16 protein-coding genes are annotated in these 17563 nt (G+C 59.3%); 7 read left to right on the top strand and 9 right to left on the bottom strand.

All coding sequences use genetic code 11. The features are described 5' to 3' along the window. The first annotated feature begins 6 nt into the window (after nt 1-6). From sdhA to LOM8899_RS00900, 4 genes are all read left to right on the top strand, one after another. Complete coding sequence (sdhA, locus tag LOM8899_RS00915) at nt 7-1812, top strand: succinate dehydrogenase flavoprotein subunit (protein ID WP_093990288.1); 1806 nt, start codon at nt 7-9, stop codon at nt 1810-1812. Continuing rightward, on the top strand, nt 1812-2090 hold the full coding sequence (locus tag LOM8899_RS00910) for a hypothetical protein (RefSeq protein WP_093990287.1): 279 nt from the start codon (nt 1812-1814) through the stop codon (nt 2088-2090). The genes sdhA and LOM8899_RS00910 overlap by 1 nt, the downstream gene beginning before the upstream one ends. After that, complete coding sequence (locus LOM8899_RS00905) at nt 2090-2842, top strand: class I SAM-dependent methyltransferase (RefSeq protein ID WP_093990286.1); 753 nt, start codon at nt 2090-2092, stop codon at nt 2840-2842. Before LOM8899_RS00910 ends, LOM8899_RS00905 begins: the two co-directional genes overlap by 1 nt. Before the next feature lie 150 nt (nt 2843-2992). Continuing rightward, the gene (locus LOM8899_RS00900; RefSeq protein WP_093990285.1) at nt 2993-3772 is read left to right on the top strand and encodes a succinate dehydrogenase iron-sulfur subunit; all 780 of its coding nucleotides are present in this window, start codon (nt 2993-2995) and stop codon (nt 3770-3772) included. 138 nt (nt 3773-3910) lie between these two features. On the opposite strand, the gene creD is transcribed toward LOM8899_RS00900, so the two are convergent. Beyond that, entirely contained in the window at nt 3911-5311 is a 1401-nt protein-coding gene (gene creD, locus LOM8899_RS00895) for a cell envelope integrity protein CreD (protein ID WP_093990284.1), read from the bottom strand. Nucleotides 5312-5452: 141 nt separating this feature from the next. On the opposite strand from creD, the gene LOM8899_RS00890 reads away from it, so the two are divergent. Further along, a complete protein-coding gene (locus tag LOM8899_RS00890; protein WP_093990283.1) occupies nt 5453-6292 on the top strand; it encodes an urea carboxylase-associated family protein in 840 nt (279 codons plus the stop codon). Nucleotide 6293: 1 nt separating this feature from the next. On the opposite strand, the gene LOM8899_RS00885 is transcribed toward LOM8899_RS00890, so the two are convergent. The 4 genes from LOM8899_RS00885 to LOM8899_RS00870 form a co-directional block, all read right to left on the bottom strand. Then, nucleotides 6294-7277: an aldo/keto reductase gene (locus tag LOM8899_RS00885; RefSeq protein ID WP_093990282.1), complete on the bottom strand. Its 984-nt coding sequence runs from the start codon at nt 7275-7277 to the stop codon at nt 6294-6296. Nucleotides 7278-7287: 10 nt separating this feature from the next. Then, nucleotides 7288-7992, bottom strand: a complete 705-nt coding sequence (gene deoD, locus LOM8899_RS00880) for a purine-nucleoside phosphorylase (protein ID WP_093990281.1) — start codon at nt 7990-7992, stop codon at nt 7288-7290. Between the two features lie 14 nt (nt 7993-8006). Further along, nucleotides 8007-8330: an H-NS histone family protein gene (locus LOM8899_RS00875; protein ID WP_093990280.1), complete on the bottom strand. Its 324-nt coding sequence runs from the start codon at nt 8328-8330 to the stop codon at nt 8007-8009. Between the two features lie 143 nt (nt 8331-8473). Then, on the bottom strand, nt 8474-10450 hold the full coding sequence (locus tag LOM8899_RS00870; RefSeq protein ID WP_503100227.1) for a methylmalonyl-CoA mutase family protein: 1977 nt from the start codon (nt 10448-10450) through the stop codon (nt 8474-8476). A 122-nt stretch (nt 10451-10572) separates the two neighbouring features. On the opposite strand from LOM8899_RS00870, the gene LOM8899_RS00865 reads away from it, so the two are divergent. Continuing rightward, a complete protein-coding gene (locus LOM8899_RS00865; RefSeq protein ID WP_093990278.1) occupies nt 10573-11976 on the top strand; it encodes a 1-acyl-sn-glycerol-3-phosphate acyltransferase in 1404 nt (467 codons plus the stop codon). Nucleotides 11977-12100: 124 nt separating this feature from the next. Then, nucleotides 12101-13387 carry a crotonyl-CoA carboxylase/reductase gene (gene ccrA / locus LOM8899_RS00860; protein WP_093991340.1) on the top strand — a complete coding sequence of 429 codons (1287 nt, stop codon included), beginning with the start codon at nt 12101-12103 and terminating at the stop codon, nt 13385-13387. A 96-nt stretch (nt 13388-13483) separates the two neighbouring features. Here ccrA and LOM8899_RS00855 read toward each other — a convergent pair whose 3' ends face one another. The 4 genes from LOM8899_RS00855 to LOM8899_RS00840 all read right to left on the bottom strand — a co-directional run bounded on the left by LOM8899_RS00855 (nt 13484) and on the right by LOM8899_RS00840 (nt 17322). Beyond that, nucleotides 13484-14212, bottom strand: coding sequence for an SDR family oxidoreductase (locus LOM8899_RS00855; RefSeq protein WP_093990277.1), 729 nt, complete (start codon nt 14210-14212; stop codon nt 13484-13486). Continuing rightward, on the bottom strand, nt 14209-15735 hold the full coding sequence (locus LOM8899_RS00850; RefSeq protein ID WP_093990276.1) for an AAA family ATPase: 1527 nt from the start codon (nt 15733-15735) through the stop codon (nt 14209-14211). Before LOM8899_RS00850 ends, LOM8899_RS00855 begins: the two co-directional genes overlap by 4 nt. A gap of 51 nt (nt 15736-15786) precedes the next feature. After that, nucleotides 15787-16419, bottom strand: a complete 633-nt coding sequence (locus LOM8899_RS00845; protein WP_093990275.1) for an acyl-homoserine-lactone synthase — start codon at nt 16417-16419, stop codon at nt 15787-15789. A 138-nt stretch (nt 16420-16557) separates the two neighbouring features. Further along, complete coding sequence (locus tag LOM8899_RS00840; RefSeq protein WP_093990274.1) at nt 16558-17322, bottom strand: helix-turn-helix transcriptional regulator; 765 nt, start codon at nt 17320-17322, stop codon at nt 16558-16560. Nucleotides 17323-17563: the final 241 nt, after the last annotated feature.

The raw sequence follows: 17563 nt of genomic DNA, 5'->3' as shown, positions 1-17563 counted from the left end.
TGATCCATGGCTGCATATGAATACGAGACCCATGAATTCGACGTGGTCGTTGTCGGCGCCGGCGGCGCTGGATTGCGCGCCACCTTGGGCATGGCCGAGCAGGGGCTGAAGACCGCCTGTATCACCAAGGTGTTTCCGACCCGCTCGCACACCGTTGCGGCCCAAGGGGGCATCGCCGCGTCCTTGTCCAACATGGGGCCGGATCATTGGCAGTGGCATATGTACGACACCGTCAAGGGCTCTGACTGGCTCGGTGATACCGATGCGATGGAATATCTCGCCCGTGAAGCGCCAAAGGCCGTTTATGAGCTCGAGCACTATGGCGTGCCGTTTTCGCGGACCGAAGAGGGCAAGATCTATCAGCGCCCCTTTGGCGGCCATACGACGGAATTCGGCGAAGGCCCTCCCGTGCAGCGCACCTGTGCCGCGGCCGACCGGACAGGCCACGCCATTCTGCACACGCTCTACGGCCAGAGCCTGAAACAAAAAGCCGAGTTCTACATCGAGTATTTCGCGCTTGATCTGATCATGTCCGACGACGGCGTCTGCCAAGGTGTTCTGGCCTGGAAGCTCGACGATGGCACGATGCACCTGTTCAGCGCCAAAATGGTCGTGCTCGCCACTGGTGGTTATGGCCGCGCCTATTTCAGCGCAACGTCCGCGCACACCTGCACGGGCGACGGCGGCGGTATGGTGGCCCGTCAGGGTTTGCCGCTTCAGGACATGGAATTCGTCCAGTTCCATCCCACCGGCATTTATGGTGCCGGCTGCCTCATCACTGAGGGCGCGCGTGGCGAGGGTGGATATCTTACGAACTCCGAAGGCGAACGCTTCATGGAGCGTTACGCGCCGACGTATAAGGACCTCGCCTCTCGTGACGTGGTCAGCCGCTGCATGACCATGGAAATCCGCGAGGGACGGGGTGTTGGCCCGAACAAAGACCATATCCATTTGCACCTGAACCACTTGCCGCCGGAGACGCTGGATCTTCGGCTTCCGGGCATTTCCGAAAGCGCCCGGATCTTCGCAGGCGTCGATCTGACCAAAGAGCCGATCCCGGTGCTGCCGACGGTGCACTACAACATGGGCGGTATCCCAACCAACTATTGGGGCGAAGTGCTGAACCCGACCGCGGACAACCCCGACGCGATTTCGCCCGGCCTGATGGCTGTCGGCGAAGCAGGTTGCGCCTCGGTTCACGGAGCGAACCGGCTCGGGTCGAACTCGCTGATCGACCTTGTGGTGTTTGGCCGCGCTGCGGCGATCCGGGCAGCCGAGGTGGTGGATCCCGCATCTGCCGTGCCGACCCCGAATTTGGCCAGCGTCGAAAAAGCCTTCGACCGCTTCGACGGTCTGCGCCACGCCAGCGGATCGATCGGGACGGCGGCACTTCGTCTTGAGATGCAGCAGGCGATGCAAGCGGATGCCGCTGTGTTCCGCACCGACAAGACGCTCGCCGAGGGCGTCAAGAAAATGGAAGATGTGGCGGGCAAAATGTCTGACATCAAGGTGACGGACCGGTCTCTGGTTTGGAACTCTGACTTGATGGAGACGCTCGAGCTCACGAATCTCATGCCGAACGCTCTGGCGACGATTGTTGCAGCAGAAGCCCGCAAGGAAAGCCGCGGCGCCCATGCCCACGAGGACTATCCCGATCGCGATGACAAGGAATGGCGCAAGCATAGCTTGGCCTATGTCGACGATACCAAGACTACGCTCGATTACCGCCCGGTTCATCTCGATCCGTTGAGCAAGGAAGAAGACGGCGGGATCGACCTCAAGAAGATCGCTCCGAAAGCTCGCGTGTATTGATGCGCTGGACGGTCCTGATCCTCGGCCTTGCGGCCTGCACACCTGTGATGCTCAGCCCAGAGCAGGCAGCCGAAGTGTGCGAGGATCAGGCTCGTGCGGCGCAAGGGCCGACCGGGAGCGTCACGATTGGTGCGAATTCGGGCGGTAGCACGTTCACAGACGTGGCCATCGGGGTCAGCAGTGATTTCCTGACCGGCCGGGATCCCATGGATGTCTATGAGCAGTGCGTCTACGCTCGCTCCGGCCAAGCGCCCATACGGTTTCCGGATCTCCGCTGATGGTCGATATTCCGCCGCATATCGATCAGACCGAAATGTATCGGGATCAGATCGAACGCAACGTGAAGAAGCAGATCAACCGCTTTCGCAATGCGGCCCGTGGGCTGACGCCGCGCTCTTGCCCGATCTGCGGTTACTACGGGATGTTTTCGGTCTTCGGTCAGCCGCCCCGCTTTGACGCGCGCTGTGGCAAGTGCAATGCGCTGGAGCGGCACCGGCTGCTCTATCTCTATTGCACACGGACAGGTTTTCTGCAGCCCGAGCATGAGTTGCTGCATTTCGCACCCGAGGCGCCGCTATCGCGGTTCATCAAGGATTCGGTCGGGACATATGACACGGCTGATATCAGTCCCGGTCGAAAGATGACGCATACGATCAATATCGAGGATACTGATCTGCCGGATGCCGTCTATGATCGGATCTTGTGTAGCCATGTTCTGGAACACGTGGACGATGCGAAAGCCTTGTCCGAGCTTCACCGATTGCTAAGGCCGGGTGGGGCCGCGATGATCATGACGCCGATCGTCGAGGGATGGGCCGAGACCTATGAGAACGCCAACGTGGATGGCCCGGTGCAGCGCAACCTGCATTTTGGCCAGGCAGATCACGTGCGCATGTATGGGCGCGATCTCCGCGACCGCATTCGCGCGGCGGGTTTCGAACTATCCGAATATACTGCGGTTGAACCGGATGTTCTGACCTATGGTCTGATGCGCGGCGAAACCCTCTTTATCGCCACGAAGCGGGGCTGATCGACATGTCTCAGGGACGACCGCTCACGGAAATTCATACGGTCGCTGCAATCGCGGCGATCCCATTTATCGACGCGCAATTGCCGCCGACCGTTTGCCAAACGGCGATGCTCTTTGCGCAAACTGCCAGATCTGAAATAGAGGTGACCCATGGTTGAATTCACGCTGCCCAAGAACAGCCGGATGACCACCGGCAAGACATGGCCAAAGCCAGAGGGCGCGACAAACACGCGCAAGGTCCAGATCTATCGCTGGAATCCGGACGATGGTCAGAATCCCCGGCTAGACACCTATTTCGTCGATATGGATAGCTGCGGCCCCATGGTTCTGGACGCGCTGATCAAGATCAAGAACGAGATCGACCCGACCCTGACCTTCCGCCGGTCATGCCGAGAGGGCATTTGCGGCTCCTGCGCGATGAACATCGACGGGATCAACACTTTGGCCTGCATCTATGGCATGGACGAGATCAAGGGCGACATCAAAATCTATCCGCTGCCGCATATGCCGGTGGTCAAGGATCTGATCCCCGATCTGACCCACTTCTACGCCCAGCACGCGAGCATCAAGCCATGGCTTGAAACAACGACCAACCCGCCCGCCAAAGAGTGGCGGCAGTCGGTCGAGGATCGCGAGAAGCTGGACGGCCACTACGAATGCATCATGTGCGCATGCTGCTCCACGTCCTGCCCCTCATATTGGTGGAACGGTGATCGCTACCTCGGGCCGGCGGCGCTGCTTGCGGCGCACCGTTGGATCGTCGACAGCCGCGATGAGGCAACGGGTGAGCGTCTGGACGAGTTGGAAGATCCGTTCAAGCTCTATCGCTGTCATACCATCATGAACTGCGCCAAGACATGCCCCAAGGGCCTTAACCCGGCAGCAGCGATCAGCGATATCAAGAAGCAACTGGTCGAGCGGGTCATCTAACCCCGACGAATCGGATCTCGGAATTTGGCCCACCGGTGCGAGCCGGTGGGCCTTCGTCTTTGTGATCGTTTCCTGCCACTCCGGCGCCACGCGATCCTTTCGCGATGCAGTCAATGAGCGGTCATCCAAATATCGAGCTCACAGCTGATTGGGCGGCTCACTAGATTGGGTGGATGGCGTCGAAGGGGGCCGTTTGGTGAACCAACCGCGTCGTGGCCCCGTGCGTTCCGGGCCGTACCAATCCTCGTTCCGAGTGGCGATGACGGTGGCTGCCAATGCACCAAATGCAAGGGTGGAGCCGGCCAACAATGCATAATCGGCGCTGCGCAAAATCAGATAGAGCACCGAATAAAGCACGACCAACATCGCGCCCAGAACCCATGTCCTCCGCCCGAGCTGCAGGCCGGTCGCACCAAAGAGAACCAAGAGAGCAATTGTCGCACCGGCAGATGCCGCATAGGCCGGTCCAAACCCGATCTGCTCTGCGTAGGAGACCATCAAGAGCACGAAAATGGATTGCGCCAGCCCGATCAGGATGAATTGGACCGGATGCACGGGCCTCTGCGCCCTGTTCTCGATCAGAAAGACGGTCAGAAAGGTGAGCGCGATGAACAGAATGCCATAGCGCGCGGCGCGATAGGCTTTCTGGTAGAAATCGTTCGGCTGGTAAAACTGCACGCCGAATGCCGTGGTGCGCGCCGCATTGGCGTAGTCGCCTCGAGTGGCTTGTGGCAGATTTCGCGCCAGATGCGGGATGGTCCATGTCGCGCGAAAGCCGTTTTCGGTGATCTCTGAGCCGTCGGGCAGAAATGCCCCTGCAAAAGACGGGTGAGGCCAATCGCTGGTCATCGTCACAACGCTGTCACGTCCGATCGGGACGATGTCGAGGCTCTCCGCACCGTTGAAACCCAAGGTCAGTTCATAGCTCTGGAAGGCTCGCGGATCACCGATCGCTGCCTGGATCCCCGGCTCCCGTGGCCGTGGGGACAGTGCAAATTCCGTTCCATCAATGGTAAGGACGGCGGCTCCGCGCAACGCTCTGTTGTCCGTCAGACCTAGCACAAGATAGGCTTGGTTCCACAAGGCGACCTCGCCTGCTTCGAGGAAAGGGCCGGCATCGGGAACCGCGAGATCAAACTGTATCTGGCTCGTTGCGGTAAAGACAGGCACGCGAAATATGCCGCGCCGGCGCTCGCTCGTCACGGTGTTCATCGCAACTTCGAAGTGGTCGGGTGAGAGAGTTAGCGGGCTTTTGCGTTCGATTTCGGTGACTTCGCGGGACTCGGTGCGTTGCTCTCCGGTCGACGGGTCTGTCGTGGTAAACGGTTGCAGGCGCGTCACCGGTCCTTCGACCGGGACTACGATCTGCGGTCCGTTGATGACCTGCGGCCCACCCCAATCCTGTCCGACAGATCTAATCGCGTCGCGCGAATAGTTGGACCGATCGTCAATGATGGCGCCAACGAAGAACAGCGGTATGAACATCAGCAGTATGAGTGCGCCGAGGACAAAGAACCGAAAACCGGCAGATCGAGACATGGGACTTCCCTTTCAAATCAGAACTATATCTTATCCGATAACGGCCCTGTGAGGAGCCGCGATGTGCTGATTGTGCAGCGTTTGCGCAGACCGCGAGGCAGGCGCAGTGGGCGACCTGACGTGGATTGAAAGGGGAACAGGATGACAGATGCACCGGTAGATGCCGATCAGAGGCGGGCAGTTCGCCCGGTGATATGTTATCCCGTCGCGGATTTGCCCGCGCCCGACATGAGTGCCTACGCCGCTGCGTTGGAGAATGCCGAACTGGCGGATGCAGTGCTGGTTCCACCGCGCGACGCGGCGGCTGTGCGTGTGCCCGCAGGGTCGTTCCTGCGGATCACATGCCCGAAAGGACCACAAGTCGGAGACCTCAATCTGTTCAACGCGACCGATCTGTCAGAACGGTTCTATTCGGGCAAGACACGGGCGCTCCACGGCACCCATGTCACGCGTGGAGACAGGCTGTGGTCGAACTTTCCTACCCTGCGCCCCATGGCGACCATTGTCGAAGATTCGCTAGAGTGGTATGGAATTGATGATTTCGGAGGTGGGGTGCACGATGTGATCGGCACCCGGTGCGATCCATATACCCATCAGTTGCTCAGCGGCGGCCAGTATCACTATTGTTGTCATTCGAACCTGACGCGCGCCTTGGCTGACGCCACGAGCATGTCACTGGCCGAAGCGGAACCGTTCATCCATGACGTGCTGAACGTGTTCATGTGCACGGGATTTACCCGTGATACCGGGCAATACTTCATGAAAGCCAGCCCTGTGCGGGCAGGGGATGCGATCACTTTTCTGGCCGAGATCGACCTGCTCGCAGTATTGAGTGCCTGCCCCGGAGGAGACTGTGGCGCAGAGCATTCGAGCGACGTCGCTCGATGCTATCCTTTGGGGATAGAAGTGCTGACGGGTACGCCGCCGGATGGTTGGGTGAGCCCGCAGCCGAACGGGTATGACCGAAGCCACGGTCGGTAGCTCAGCAATAGCGTTCGACGCTGCGCAACTGCTGCATCGAATACCGGTCGCCGTGGGCAAAACCCACTGGAAGCAACCGGTCAATTTCCGCGCGGTCGTCGTCGGTAAAGCTGATCTGATCGGCGTTGACCCATTCGCTCAGGTGCTCAGCCGTGCGCGTGCCGGGGATCGGGATCATATGCGGGGCCTGATCCAGAACCCATGCGATGGCCGCTCCCGCCACCGTCCATCCTCGTGACCGCACGTAGCTCTTGAACGGGTCAATCATCGCCATATTGCGCGGAAAGTTCTCCGGCGAAAAACGGGGGATCTGTAGTCTGTAATCGGCAGGGTTCATGTTCGAAATATCGAGCGACGCTTCACTGAGAACCCCACGGGCGAGGGGCGAAAACGGAACAAATGCCACCCCTAGTTCGGCCGTTGCCTGAACGAGACCAAGTTCAGGCATCCGCGACCAGAGGGAATATTCGCTCTGAACAGCGGTGCAGGGCCGTTCGGCATGGGCCAAACGCAGGGTTGCCGGGCTGATCTCTGACAGGCCATAGCCACCGATCTTGCCGGAATCGATCAATCGTCCCAGTGTGCCGACGAGGTCCTCGACCGGAACGGCCGGATCGCGCCTGTGTATGTAATAGAGCGGTATGTGGTCGGTGCCCAACCGCTTGAGCGAGCCTTCGATCTGTTCGTTGATATGGTCGGCGGAATTGTCGACCGGCCTCTCTGGATCACGACGAATGCCGACTTTGGTGGCCAATGTGATCGGTGCCTTGTTGGTTTTGCGCCACGCGCCGATGACCTCTTCGGATAGTCCGGGGCCATAGACATTTGCGGTGTCGAAGAAGGTGATGCCATGATCGACCGCCGCATCAAGGCAGCGATGGCTTGTCGCCATGTCCGTTGCACCAAAGAACCCGGCAAAGCTCATGCAGCCAAGCCCTATAGCGGAAACGTCAGGGCCATTCGCCCCCAGCTTGCGGGTTTTCATCGGCTTCCTTTCAGGAGAAGGCGGCAGTCAGTGCGATTTCGACCATGTCCCCGAACGACCGCTCGCGGTCTTCGCTTGGCAGCGCCTCGTGTGTGATCAGGTGATCGCTGACGGTCAGGATCGCGAGGGCGCGGCGATCATAGCGCGCAGCGAGCGTATAGAGCTCTGCGGCCTCCATCTCGACCCCCAGAATGCCGTGGCGCTGCATCTGTTCATTCAGGTCGGGCCGTTCATCATAGAACACATCGGATGAATATATGCCGCCAACGTGAGTTGGCAGCTTTCGCTGTGACGCGGCGGCGTGAGCTGCATGAAGCAGCCCGAAATCGGCACAGGGTGCAAAATTGAGCTCTCGAAAGATGCCGCGAGACGGCGTCGACAGAGTCGACGCCGTCATGGCGAGGATTAAATCCCGTATCCCCACCTGTGGTTGCATGCCGCCACATGACCCGATCCGGATTAGCGTTTGCACGTCGTAATCCCGAATGAGTTCGTTGGCATAGATCGAAAGCGACGGCATCCCCATGCCGCTGCCTTGGATCGTGACACGGTGACCCTGCCATGTTCCGGTGAACCCGAGCATTCCGCGGACCTCATTGACGCACTCAGCGTCGGTGAGAAACGTCTCGGCCGCCCAACGAGCCCGATAGGGGTCGCCCGGCATCAGCACGGTTTCAGCAATCTGGCCCTTTTTGGCGCCGATGTGGATTGTCATGACAGTGGCCTTTTTCAGATGGCGAAGTCGTCTTCGGTTTTTCCCGATTCGATGCCTGCCTTGAACCATTCGGGCTTGCGGCCCTTTCCTGTCCAGGTTTGTTCCGGGTTTTCCGGATTACGGAATTTCGGCGGCGATTTCGGTTTGTTGCTACCGCCCCTTTTCCCGGACATGCCAGCCAGTTCGGCGAGCGAAAAGCCGTGTTCGGCCGCGGCTTTCTCGGCAGCTTCCAAAGCCGCCTTCTTCTCTCGCGCGGCGAGCGTGTCGATGGCCTTGTCTACGTCGCGCCGCAATTTCTGCAGCTCCTTGCGTGACAAGGTATTCAGATCGAGTGTCATTGCGTTTAGCTCCTGTGCAATGGTTTTTGCCGAGCCAAGCCAAAATACACGACAAGTACCCGACAGGGTGTACCCCACGGGTGTTTAATATAGAGCCGATTCTTCAATTACTAGATCAGTATGACTAATTCATTCGTATAGTCCTACGCTATCTTCGCGAGCCCCGCTTCCGAGAGGGAGACGATATCAGACATGATCCGATTGAGTTCGAAATCCTTCGGCGTATAGACTCGCGCAACTCCAGATTGTTTCAAATGGGCAATATCCTGATCAGGAATTATGCCGCCGACAACAACCGGCACGTGTGAAAGGCCATTGGATTTGAGGTGCCGCAGCACATCGTCAATTAGGGGCAGATGAGAGCCTGAAAGGATCGAAAGGCCGATCACATGTGCCTTCTCCGCCTTCGCCTGCTCGACGATTTCCTCTGGCGTCATCCTTATACCACCATACCGCATGTCCATCCCGCAGTCCCTGGCGCGCGCGGCGATCTGTTCGGCTCCGTTGGAATGCCCGTCGAGACCGGGTTTCCCCATGAGGAAAGTCAGGCGGCGTCCCAACTTCTGGCTGACGGCGTCAACGGCCGCACGGATCTCGTCGAGGCCCTCTGTCCGGTTCGAGGCATGAGGGCTGACGCCGGTCGGCGCACGATACTCGCCAAAGACGGAACGGACCACATTGGCCCATTCGCCCGTCGTCACACCGGCTTTAGCACATGCAATCGAAGGTGGCATGATATTGGCGCCAGATTGCGCCGCCGTCCGCAAATTCGTGAGAGCTTGCTGTACCTCGGCATTGTTTCTGTCGGCTTTCCATTGTCTTAGGCGAGATACCTGATCCGCTTCGGCGTCAGGATCGGCCGTCATTGCGACGCCGTCACCCGAGGTCAGAGGAGAGGCCTCCCCCGATTGCCACCTGTTCACCCCGACCACGACAGTGTCGCCGCTTTCGATCGCTGCAATGCGATTGGCGTTGCTATCGACGAGACGCGACTTCATGTGTGCAATGGCTTCGACCGCACCTCCCATGGCGTCGATCTGTGCCAATTCCGCCCGGGCACCGGCCTTGAGCGCATCGACTTTGCGTTCGATTGCCGGATTGCCGTCGAACAGATCTTCGTATTCCAGCAGATCGGTTTCATAGGCGAGGATCTGCTGCATGCGCATGGACCACTGCTGGTCCCAAGGGCGCGGTAATCCAAGAGCTTCGTTCCACGCAGGCAGCTGCACCGCTCGTGCACGTGCATTCTTGGACAGCGTAACGGCCAGCATTTCGATCAGGATGCGATAGACGTTGTTTTCCGGCTGCTGCTCTGTCAGACCGAGCGAATTGACCTGCACACCATAGCGAAAGCGACGGTATTTCGGATCGCTTATTCCGTATCGGTCCCGGCAGATTTCATCCCACAATTCGACAAAAGCGCGCATCTTGCACAGCTCCGTTACAAATCGAATACCGGCGTTCACAAAAAATGAAATCCGGCCGACCATTTCCGGAAAGTCGTCCGCAGCGACTTTGGCCCGCAAGTCGTCAAGCACTGCCGTTGCAGTTGCAAGGGCAAATGCCAATTCCTCTTCAGGTGATGCTCCTGCCTCCTGCAAGTGATAGGAACAGATATTCATCGGGTTCCATTTCGGCAAATGTTGCCGAGTGTATGCAGCCACATCCGTGATCATTCTCAGACTTGGCTTTGGCGGGCAGATGTAGGTGCCACGCGAAAGGTATTCCTTGATGATGTCATTCTGCACGGTGCCCTGAAGGCCAGAAACGTCCGCACCTTGCTCTTCGGCCACGGCAATATAGAGCGAGAGAAGCCAAGGGGCGGTGGCGTTGATCGTCATTGACGTGTTCATCTGATCGAGAGGAATGCCGTCAAAGAGCGTTCGCATGTCCCCCATATGGCAGACCGGAACACCGACTTTGCCAACCTCGCCGCGTGCAAGGATATGGTCGCTGTCGTATCCGGTCTGAGTTGGCAGATCGAAAGCGACGGAGAGACCTGTCTGCCCCTTTTCGAGATTGCCCCTGTACAAGGCGTTGGAAGCGGCGGCAGTGGAGTGCCCGGCATAGGTGCGGATCAACCAGGGCTTGTCCTTCGATGCGGTCATTTCAGGCTCCAGATTTCGTGACGTAATAAAATTGCGTTGATGGGACACTTGTCGGAATTTTGTGGCGCTGTCAATGTGCTGCGCTGCGGCATGGGTGGATTTACCTTAGCCGCCAACCCTGTCACGGTCTCGCAATGACACAAACCGTAGCATTGCCGCTTTGGCTCTTGATCCTGATCTTGCTGTTTGCGGCGGTGACATTTGCGTCGCACTTTCTGTTCCCGTCTGTGCGCTGGTTCTTCCGTAAACGGGCGGAGCGCCTGATTGCACGGCTCAACACAAGACTGCAGAGGCCGATCGAACCGTTCAAGCTGGCGCGCCGCTATGACATGATCCAGCGCTTGATTTACGATCCACAGGTCACCGAAGCGATCGTCGAGCACGCACACGAGAACAACGTCCCTGAGAACGTCGCCTTTGAAAAGGCCCGCGACTACGCCCGCGAGATCGTTCCGTCTTTCTCTGCCACGGCCTATTTCACATTCGGAACGCGATTGGCGCGATGGATCAGCCGGTCCCTGTATCGGATCAAACTGGGGTCCTTTGACCGATCCGCGCTGGACAAGATCGACCCAGACGCCGCCGTCATCTTTGTGATGAACCATCGGTCCAACATGGATTACGTTCTGGTGACCTACCTCGTCTCACAAACCTCGGCCCTGTCGTATGCCGTTGGCGAGTGGGCACGAATATGGCCGCTGTCGTCGATGATCAGGGCGATGGGCGCCTACTTCATTCGGCGTCGCAACCGTGGCGGCCTCTACCGAAAAGTTCTGGCACGCTATGTCCAACTGGCGGTGCAAGGGGGCGTGACACAAGCGTTCTTTCCCGAAGGCGGGCTCAGTCTGACCGGGCGGGTCGGTGAGCCAAAGCTGGGTCTTTTGAACTATATCCTGTCGGGCTGGCAACCGGGGGGGCGGGACGTGATCTTTGTTCCCGTTGCGCTGAACTACGATCACGTGCTGGAGGACCGCTTTTTGATCAAGGCGGACAAGACTGGCGTTCGCCGGTTCAGACCACCGTTGGGAGATGTCCTCCGGGGTCTGGGAGGGCATTTCCTCAAGCGGTTGACCTTGCGGTTCAAGGGGTTTGGAACGGCCTCCGTCAGTTTTGGCGCGCCGCTTTCGCTGGCCGCCGAAGTCGCTGAGAACCCGGCGATGGACGCCGAAGTGACTGCGCAAGTGCTCATGGCGCGGGTGCGGGCCGTCATGCCTGTCTTGCCTGTGCCGCTTGTTTCAACGGTATTGATTGATGGCGTGCCGCGTAGCGAAGCGACAATCTGCCGGGATGTGGAGGCACTTCTCGAGACACTCAGGACCAAGGACGCCATCCTGCCGCGGCGCGAACCAGAGGCAATTACAAAGGCCGCCTTGGCGGTGCTGAGCGAACGCGGCTTGGTCAAGGAGGATCATGGGACCTACGCAGTCATCCCCGGTGAAGTCGACGTCCTCGCCTATTATGCCCGATCCATCGAGCACCTGTTCGCACAGGAGGCCAATGCGGCGGCACCCATCGCAGACCTGGATGTCGCTGAGTAATAAAATTACAAAAATAGCATTGGGGACATTGCAATCTTGCGGAGCCGTTTGTAATCAGGGGGCAGAGCCGCACTGATTCTGCAGCGCGGCATGAGCGATTGAGGCTAACCCGATGGAGACTGACATGGCCCTTGACCAGAATGCCCCCACCCTGACCGCGCCCAAGAAAGATCTTTATGCCGTTGGGGAAATGCCCCCGTTGGGCCACGTGCCTGCGCAGATGCATGCCTGGACGATCCGGCGTGAACGGCACGGTGAACCGCATGTGGCGTTTCAGGTCGAAACCGTCGACGTTCCCATGCCCGACAGCAACGAAGTGCTGGTGATGGTGATGGCTGCTGGCGTCAACTATAATGGCGTTTGGGCTGGGTTGGGTGTGCCGCTGTCTCCATTCGACGTGCACGGCGCGGAATATCATATCGCAGGGTCGGACGCGTCAGGGATCGTTTGGGCCGTCGGCGACAAGGTCAAGCGGTGGAAGGTCGGCGACGAAGTCGTCATTCACTGCAATCAGGACGACGGCGACGATGAGCACTGCAACGGCGGCGATCCCATGTTTTCGCCAAGCCAGCGGATCTGGGGATACGAGACGCCGGATGGGTCATTCGCACAGTTCACATGCGTGCAGTCGCAGCAATTGATGCGTCGCCCGGCTCACCTGACGTGGGAAGAAAGCGCGTGTTACACCCTGACACTCGCGACTGCCTACCGGATGTTGTTTGGCCACAGCCCGCACGAGCTGCGCCCCGGTCAGAACGTGCTGGTGTGGGGCGCCTCGGGTGGCTTGGGATCCTACGCCATCCAGTTGATCAATACCGCAGGGGCAAACGCCATTGGCGTCATCTCAGACGAGGACAAGCGCGAGTTCGTCATGGGCCTCGGGGCCAAAGGCGTGCTCAACCGCAAGGACTTCGACTGTTGGGGGCAGATGCCGACGGTCAATACGGCCGAGTACAAGTCTTGGTTTGCCGAAGTGCGCCGCTTTGGCAAAGCCATCTGGGACATCACCGGCAAGGGCAACAACGTCGACATGGTGTTCGAACATCCCGGCGAGGCCACGTTCCCGGTGTCGAATTTCGTCTGCAAGCGTGGTGGCATGATTGTCATCTGTGCAGGTACGACAGGGTATAACCTGACACTCGATGCGCGTTACCTCTGGATGCATCAAAAGCGGGTGCAGGGATCGCATTTCGCGAACCTGTCGCAAGCCAGCGCCGCCAACGACCTGATGCTCGATCGTCGGTTGGACCCTTGTATGTCCGAGGTGTTTGGCTGGAACCAGATCCCTGCTGCGCACACAAAAATGCGGCGCAACGAGCACAAGCCGGGGAACATGTCGGTGTTGGTGCAATCGCCCAAAGTCGGATTGCGGACATGGGAAGATGCGCTGGCTGAGGCCAAGACGTCGTAGCAGGCCGACGTTGCCTCAACCTGCGGCGATAGGAACGAGAGCGAGATGGGAGCAGACCCGATCTGCACTCTTATCTCGCCAGCCGTCGCAGGGCAATCAGCCGCGGCCAACCAGTGGCATCTTTGTGGCCATGATCGTTTGAAACAGCACATTGGCCGTCAGCGGTAGCTCGGCCATGTGACGCACGGCATCGGCCACCAGTCCGACGTCCATCGTCTCTAGCGTGGGGCGACCCGCCGCCGCTTCTCGTTTGACGAGTTCGCTGACCATGTCAGTACGGGCATTGCCGATATCGATCTGGCCACAAGCGATGTCGAAGGGCCGGCCATCCAGCGCAATCTGTTTGGTCAATCCGGTAATCGCGTGCTTGGTCGTGGTATAGGTCGTGGCGCCTTCCCGCGGGGTCTGGGCGGACACCGAACCGTTGTTGATGATGCGCCCACCCATCGGCGATTGCCGGCGCATTTGCCCAAAGGCGGCTCGGGCGCACAGGAACATTCCCGTCTGGTTGACGGCAACCGCACGGGTCCAGTCCTCGACGCTGATCTCGTCGATAGGGGCAGGCGGGGTGAAGATGCCAGCATTGTTGAACAGCACGTCCAGTCGTCCTGCGGCCCTAGTGAAGGCTGCGAAGGCCTCTGTCACATCATCGGGAGAGGTCACGTCGCAGGGCAAGGCATGGGCTCCGTCGTGCGCCGCGGCGATCTCTTCCAACGGGCCCGCGCGACGCGCGACAAGGCCCACAATCCAGCCATGTTCCAAGAGCCGCTCGGCGACCGCTCGGCCGATGCCGCTTGAGGCGCCAGTGACAATTGCGGTCTTCATGTATCTTCTCCTGTAAGAGTCAACGGAGCGGCCGGCGCGGACAGGTCGGCAATGGTCAACTCCGATTTGGGTTTTGCCAGCATCGGCCGCACGACCCAGCGCAACTCGCGCTCTGCACGGGTGATCGCGACATAAGCGAGGCGCTTCCATAGGGGTTGCCCGGCCTCAACGCGGCCCATGCGGCTGGCGGCGTAAATGTCGGGGGCAAAGACCTGAACCGTATCCCATTGTGAACCCTGCGCTTTGTGAATCGTCACGGCAGCTCCATGCAGGAATGTAGCCCCCATCCGAGCCGCAAACGGGATGAACGGCTCCGCGTCGCCCTCCTGCTCGATCTTGACGATGGATGCCGCGGAGACTTGGGGTTCCTCCGCACCAAACACATGCAGTCGCGAAAATCCGGGCCGCTTGCCGGGCCCCAGATAGACGACCTGCGCCCCTTTGATCAGACCTCGTGCCTCTAGATCGAGGCGCTTCTTGCGGTGCTTGAGCGGCAACTCAATCCCGTCGCATATCAGCGGCTCTCCCTCGAGCAACTCGTCGATCGGGGCATTGAAGGCTCCGCGAAAGGCGTGGATCAGGCGGATACGCGTGGCATTGCGCCAGACCAGAACTGGGGATCGGGCCATGAGGTCGGCTTCGACACGGCCTGCCATGACGACACGTTCGTCCGTCTTGGCAGCGTCTTCGATCATTCTTTCGAAATCATGAAACTCCAACGCCGGATCGGCCAGGGCGTGGGCCAGATCGAGGATCGGATTGCCCGCATCTTGGCGGTGAATGCGATGCAGCGTGAGGGTGCGCTCGGGCGGCAAGGTTTCAAAGACCATTCCGCCCGAGGATTGCACGGGCGGAAGCTGGGCCGGATCCCCAAAAAGCATAAGCGTAGGAAAGATATCCTGCAGGTCGGCGAACTGCTTTTCGTCGAGCATGGACGATTCATCGATCAAACCAATGTCCAACGGATCTTCGCGCCGTTTCCAGCCGGTGATAAAGTCCGAACCCCGCAGTCCTGCAGCGGCTAGCGCAGCAGGTACGGAAGTATTGGCCTGGTAGGAGGCCCAGGCGCGGTCAAGCGCCACGTCTGACAGCCCCTCGATCTCGGGTCGGTCCCCCTGACCGGCCAGCCACTCGGCAACCTTCTCGTATTGAGGGTCGTAAACCGGCGTATAGAGGATGCGGTGAATGGTCGTCGCGGGAACACCGCGGCTGCGGAGCACCGATGCTGCCTTGTTGGTCGGGGCGAGGATGGCCAGTGTGCGCCGATCCTTGCGGCGCTTGCCTTCCCAATCGCCCGAGACAATATCGACGCCGGCCTCCGCCAGAGCTTTGGTAAGCGCCGCCAGCAACATCGTTTTGCCCGAGCCCGCCTTGCCGATCACGGCCAAGACGCTTTGCGCGTCAGACCGGGGTGGCATTAGCAGACTATCGTCCAGATCCACGCCTGATTGGCGCAGAACGGTGCTGATCTGATCCCAGGCATGGGCCTGATCTTCAGAGAAAGTGAGGGCGGGCAAAGACATGCCGCACCCTAGCCTCGGGCCGCGCCGGGTGCCAGCCCCGCTGAGCTTGGTTCAGCCAGCCAATCGCATGGCGACGGGCCGCCCAAACGACCGCTGAAACCAATGTTCGGACAGGTCGGACGAAAGCCCTGCACGCTGCAGAACACGGCTGCGGCTGGCAGGATCATAGGCCCAAAGCCCCACAGCGATCTTGTCCCTGCCAGTGCCGTCCTGGCCCAGAACATCGGGGCTGGCACCAATCATTCGATAGATGCGCACCATCCTGCTGTCGAACACACCGACAAAGTGGCTGATGTCGAAGCCGCGCATGATTTCGCCGCCCGCGAGCATCAGTGCTGCTGCAATCCGGCCATCGGCCTCTGGTGAGAGGCAGAACCGGGTGCATTCCCAGATGAACGGACTGGTGATCCGGACCCCGTCGGTCAGGTGCAGGAAATGGTCGTTGACCATGGTCTGACCCGTGGTCGGAAGAAAGCGCATGGAGCCGCCATGCAAACCGCCAGGGCGTTCCCAAATGACGTAGAGCGGATTGAGGTCGTCGTATTCATCGCGCTCCCATCCGTTGGAATCGACTGTGACATCCCAGCCCAGCCGATTGTGAAACTGCTCTGCACGGTCGCGAAACATGCTGTCTGCGAGGCGTGAATGTTCGTTCAGGTCCGATCCGTAGATGTAGCGCAACATTGTCTAACCCCAGCGTCCAAGTTGGTTGCTCTTCCGATGGGGAAATGGGTAACCCAATCATAGTTAACGTGACGCTAAGTGACCGTTTCAAAGGCGTTAAAGGTAGGTTAACGCGGCGAAACCGGGCTGTGGAAGGCGTTAACTCTCGTCTTTTCCCGGCCAGCCCCCGGTTGCGTTCCGAGCGGCTCCACCGACGACGATGAGTCCTTCGCTTAGTGCTCTCGTCACAGCATGCGTGGTATTCGCGGCCCCGAGCTTGAAGCGGGCGCTCTCGATATACGCCCGCAACGTGTGCTCGGAAATCGTCAACATGTCTGCGACCTGGCTCCGGCTGTAGCCCATCGCGAGGAAGGTCAGGGCATCCACCTCGCGAGGGGACAGACTGCGGACTGGATCGGGAGCGCGGTCCCTTTCGAATTCAAGCGCTTTCAGGTTGAAGTAGTGCGAGATCAGGATCAGCTCCCGCTGGTGGCGGGTGGTGAATTCGTGCCACGCGGCGTCGGAGCACGAATCCGTCACGGTAAACAGCGCAAACTGTCCATTGGGCCCCCGGATCGGGATAGAAAACCCTTGATTGCCGATGCCATGAGCGATGGCATCCTGCTGGAACGCTCGCGCCCCTTTGGATGACCAATCGAGCCGTTTCCAATCGACAGGGTGGAAGCGTTTGAAACACCCGATGATGACCGGATCAACGCGGAGGTAGTCGCAATCGATGTAGTGTTGCACCCATGAGGCCGGATAGGTGCCACACCCGTATTGTTCCCCGTCCGAAGACACCCAATGATAGACGATATGGGCGACATGGTAGTGGTCGCGCAGTGCGATGATCAGAGCTTGAATGTCTTCAAGCCCGCCCGCATGTTCCACTTGAACCAGATAACCTTCCAGATCCAGAGCCATCGGCAAATCCCCTAATTGGAGACTCTTCCACCGCGACTGCGGCTTCTGCCATCGCAATTCGTGATGCTTCTCCGAGGTGATCCGCGAGAAGCGGCAAATCGTTTTGCCGTGCGTATGCACCCAGATCTTCAAGCACGTCGATGATCCATTTGTGTCCCATACCGACTCTCCTTCCAGATAGTTAACGAACTGTTAACAACTTAGAGTAGCATGGCATTGGTAAACAAAAAATTCGCGGAAT

This window comes from Flavimaricola marinus (assembly GCF_900184895.1).
GTDB lineage: Bacteria > Pseudomonadota > Alphaproteobacteria > Rhodobacterales > Rhodobacteraceae > Flavimaricola > Flavimaricola marinus.
The sequence above is the reverse complement of the archived record's forward strand: the minus strand, read 5'-3'. Positions and strand labels throughout refer to the sequence as shown.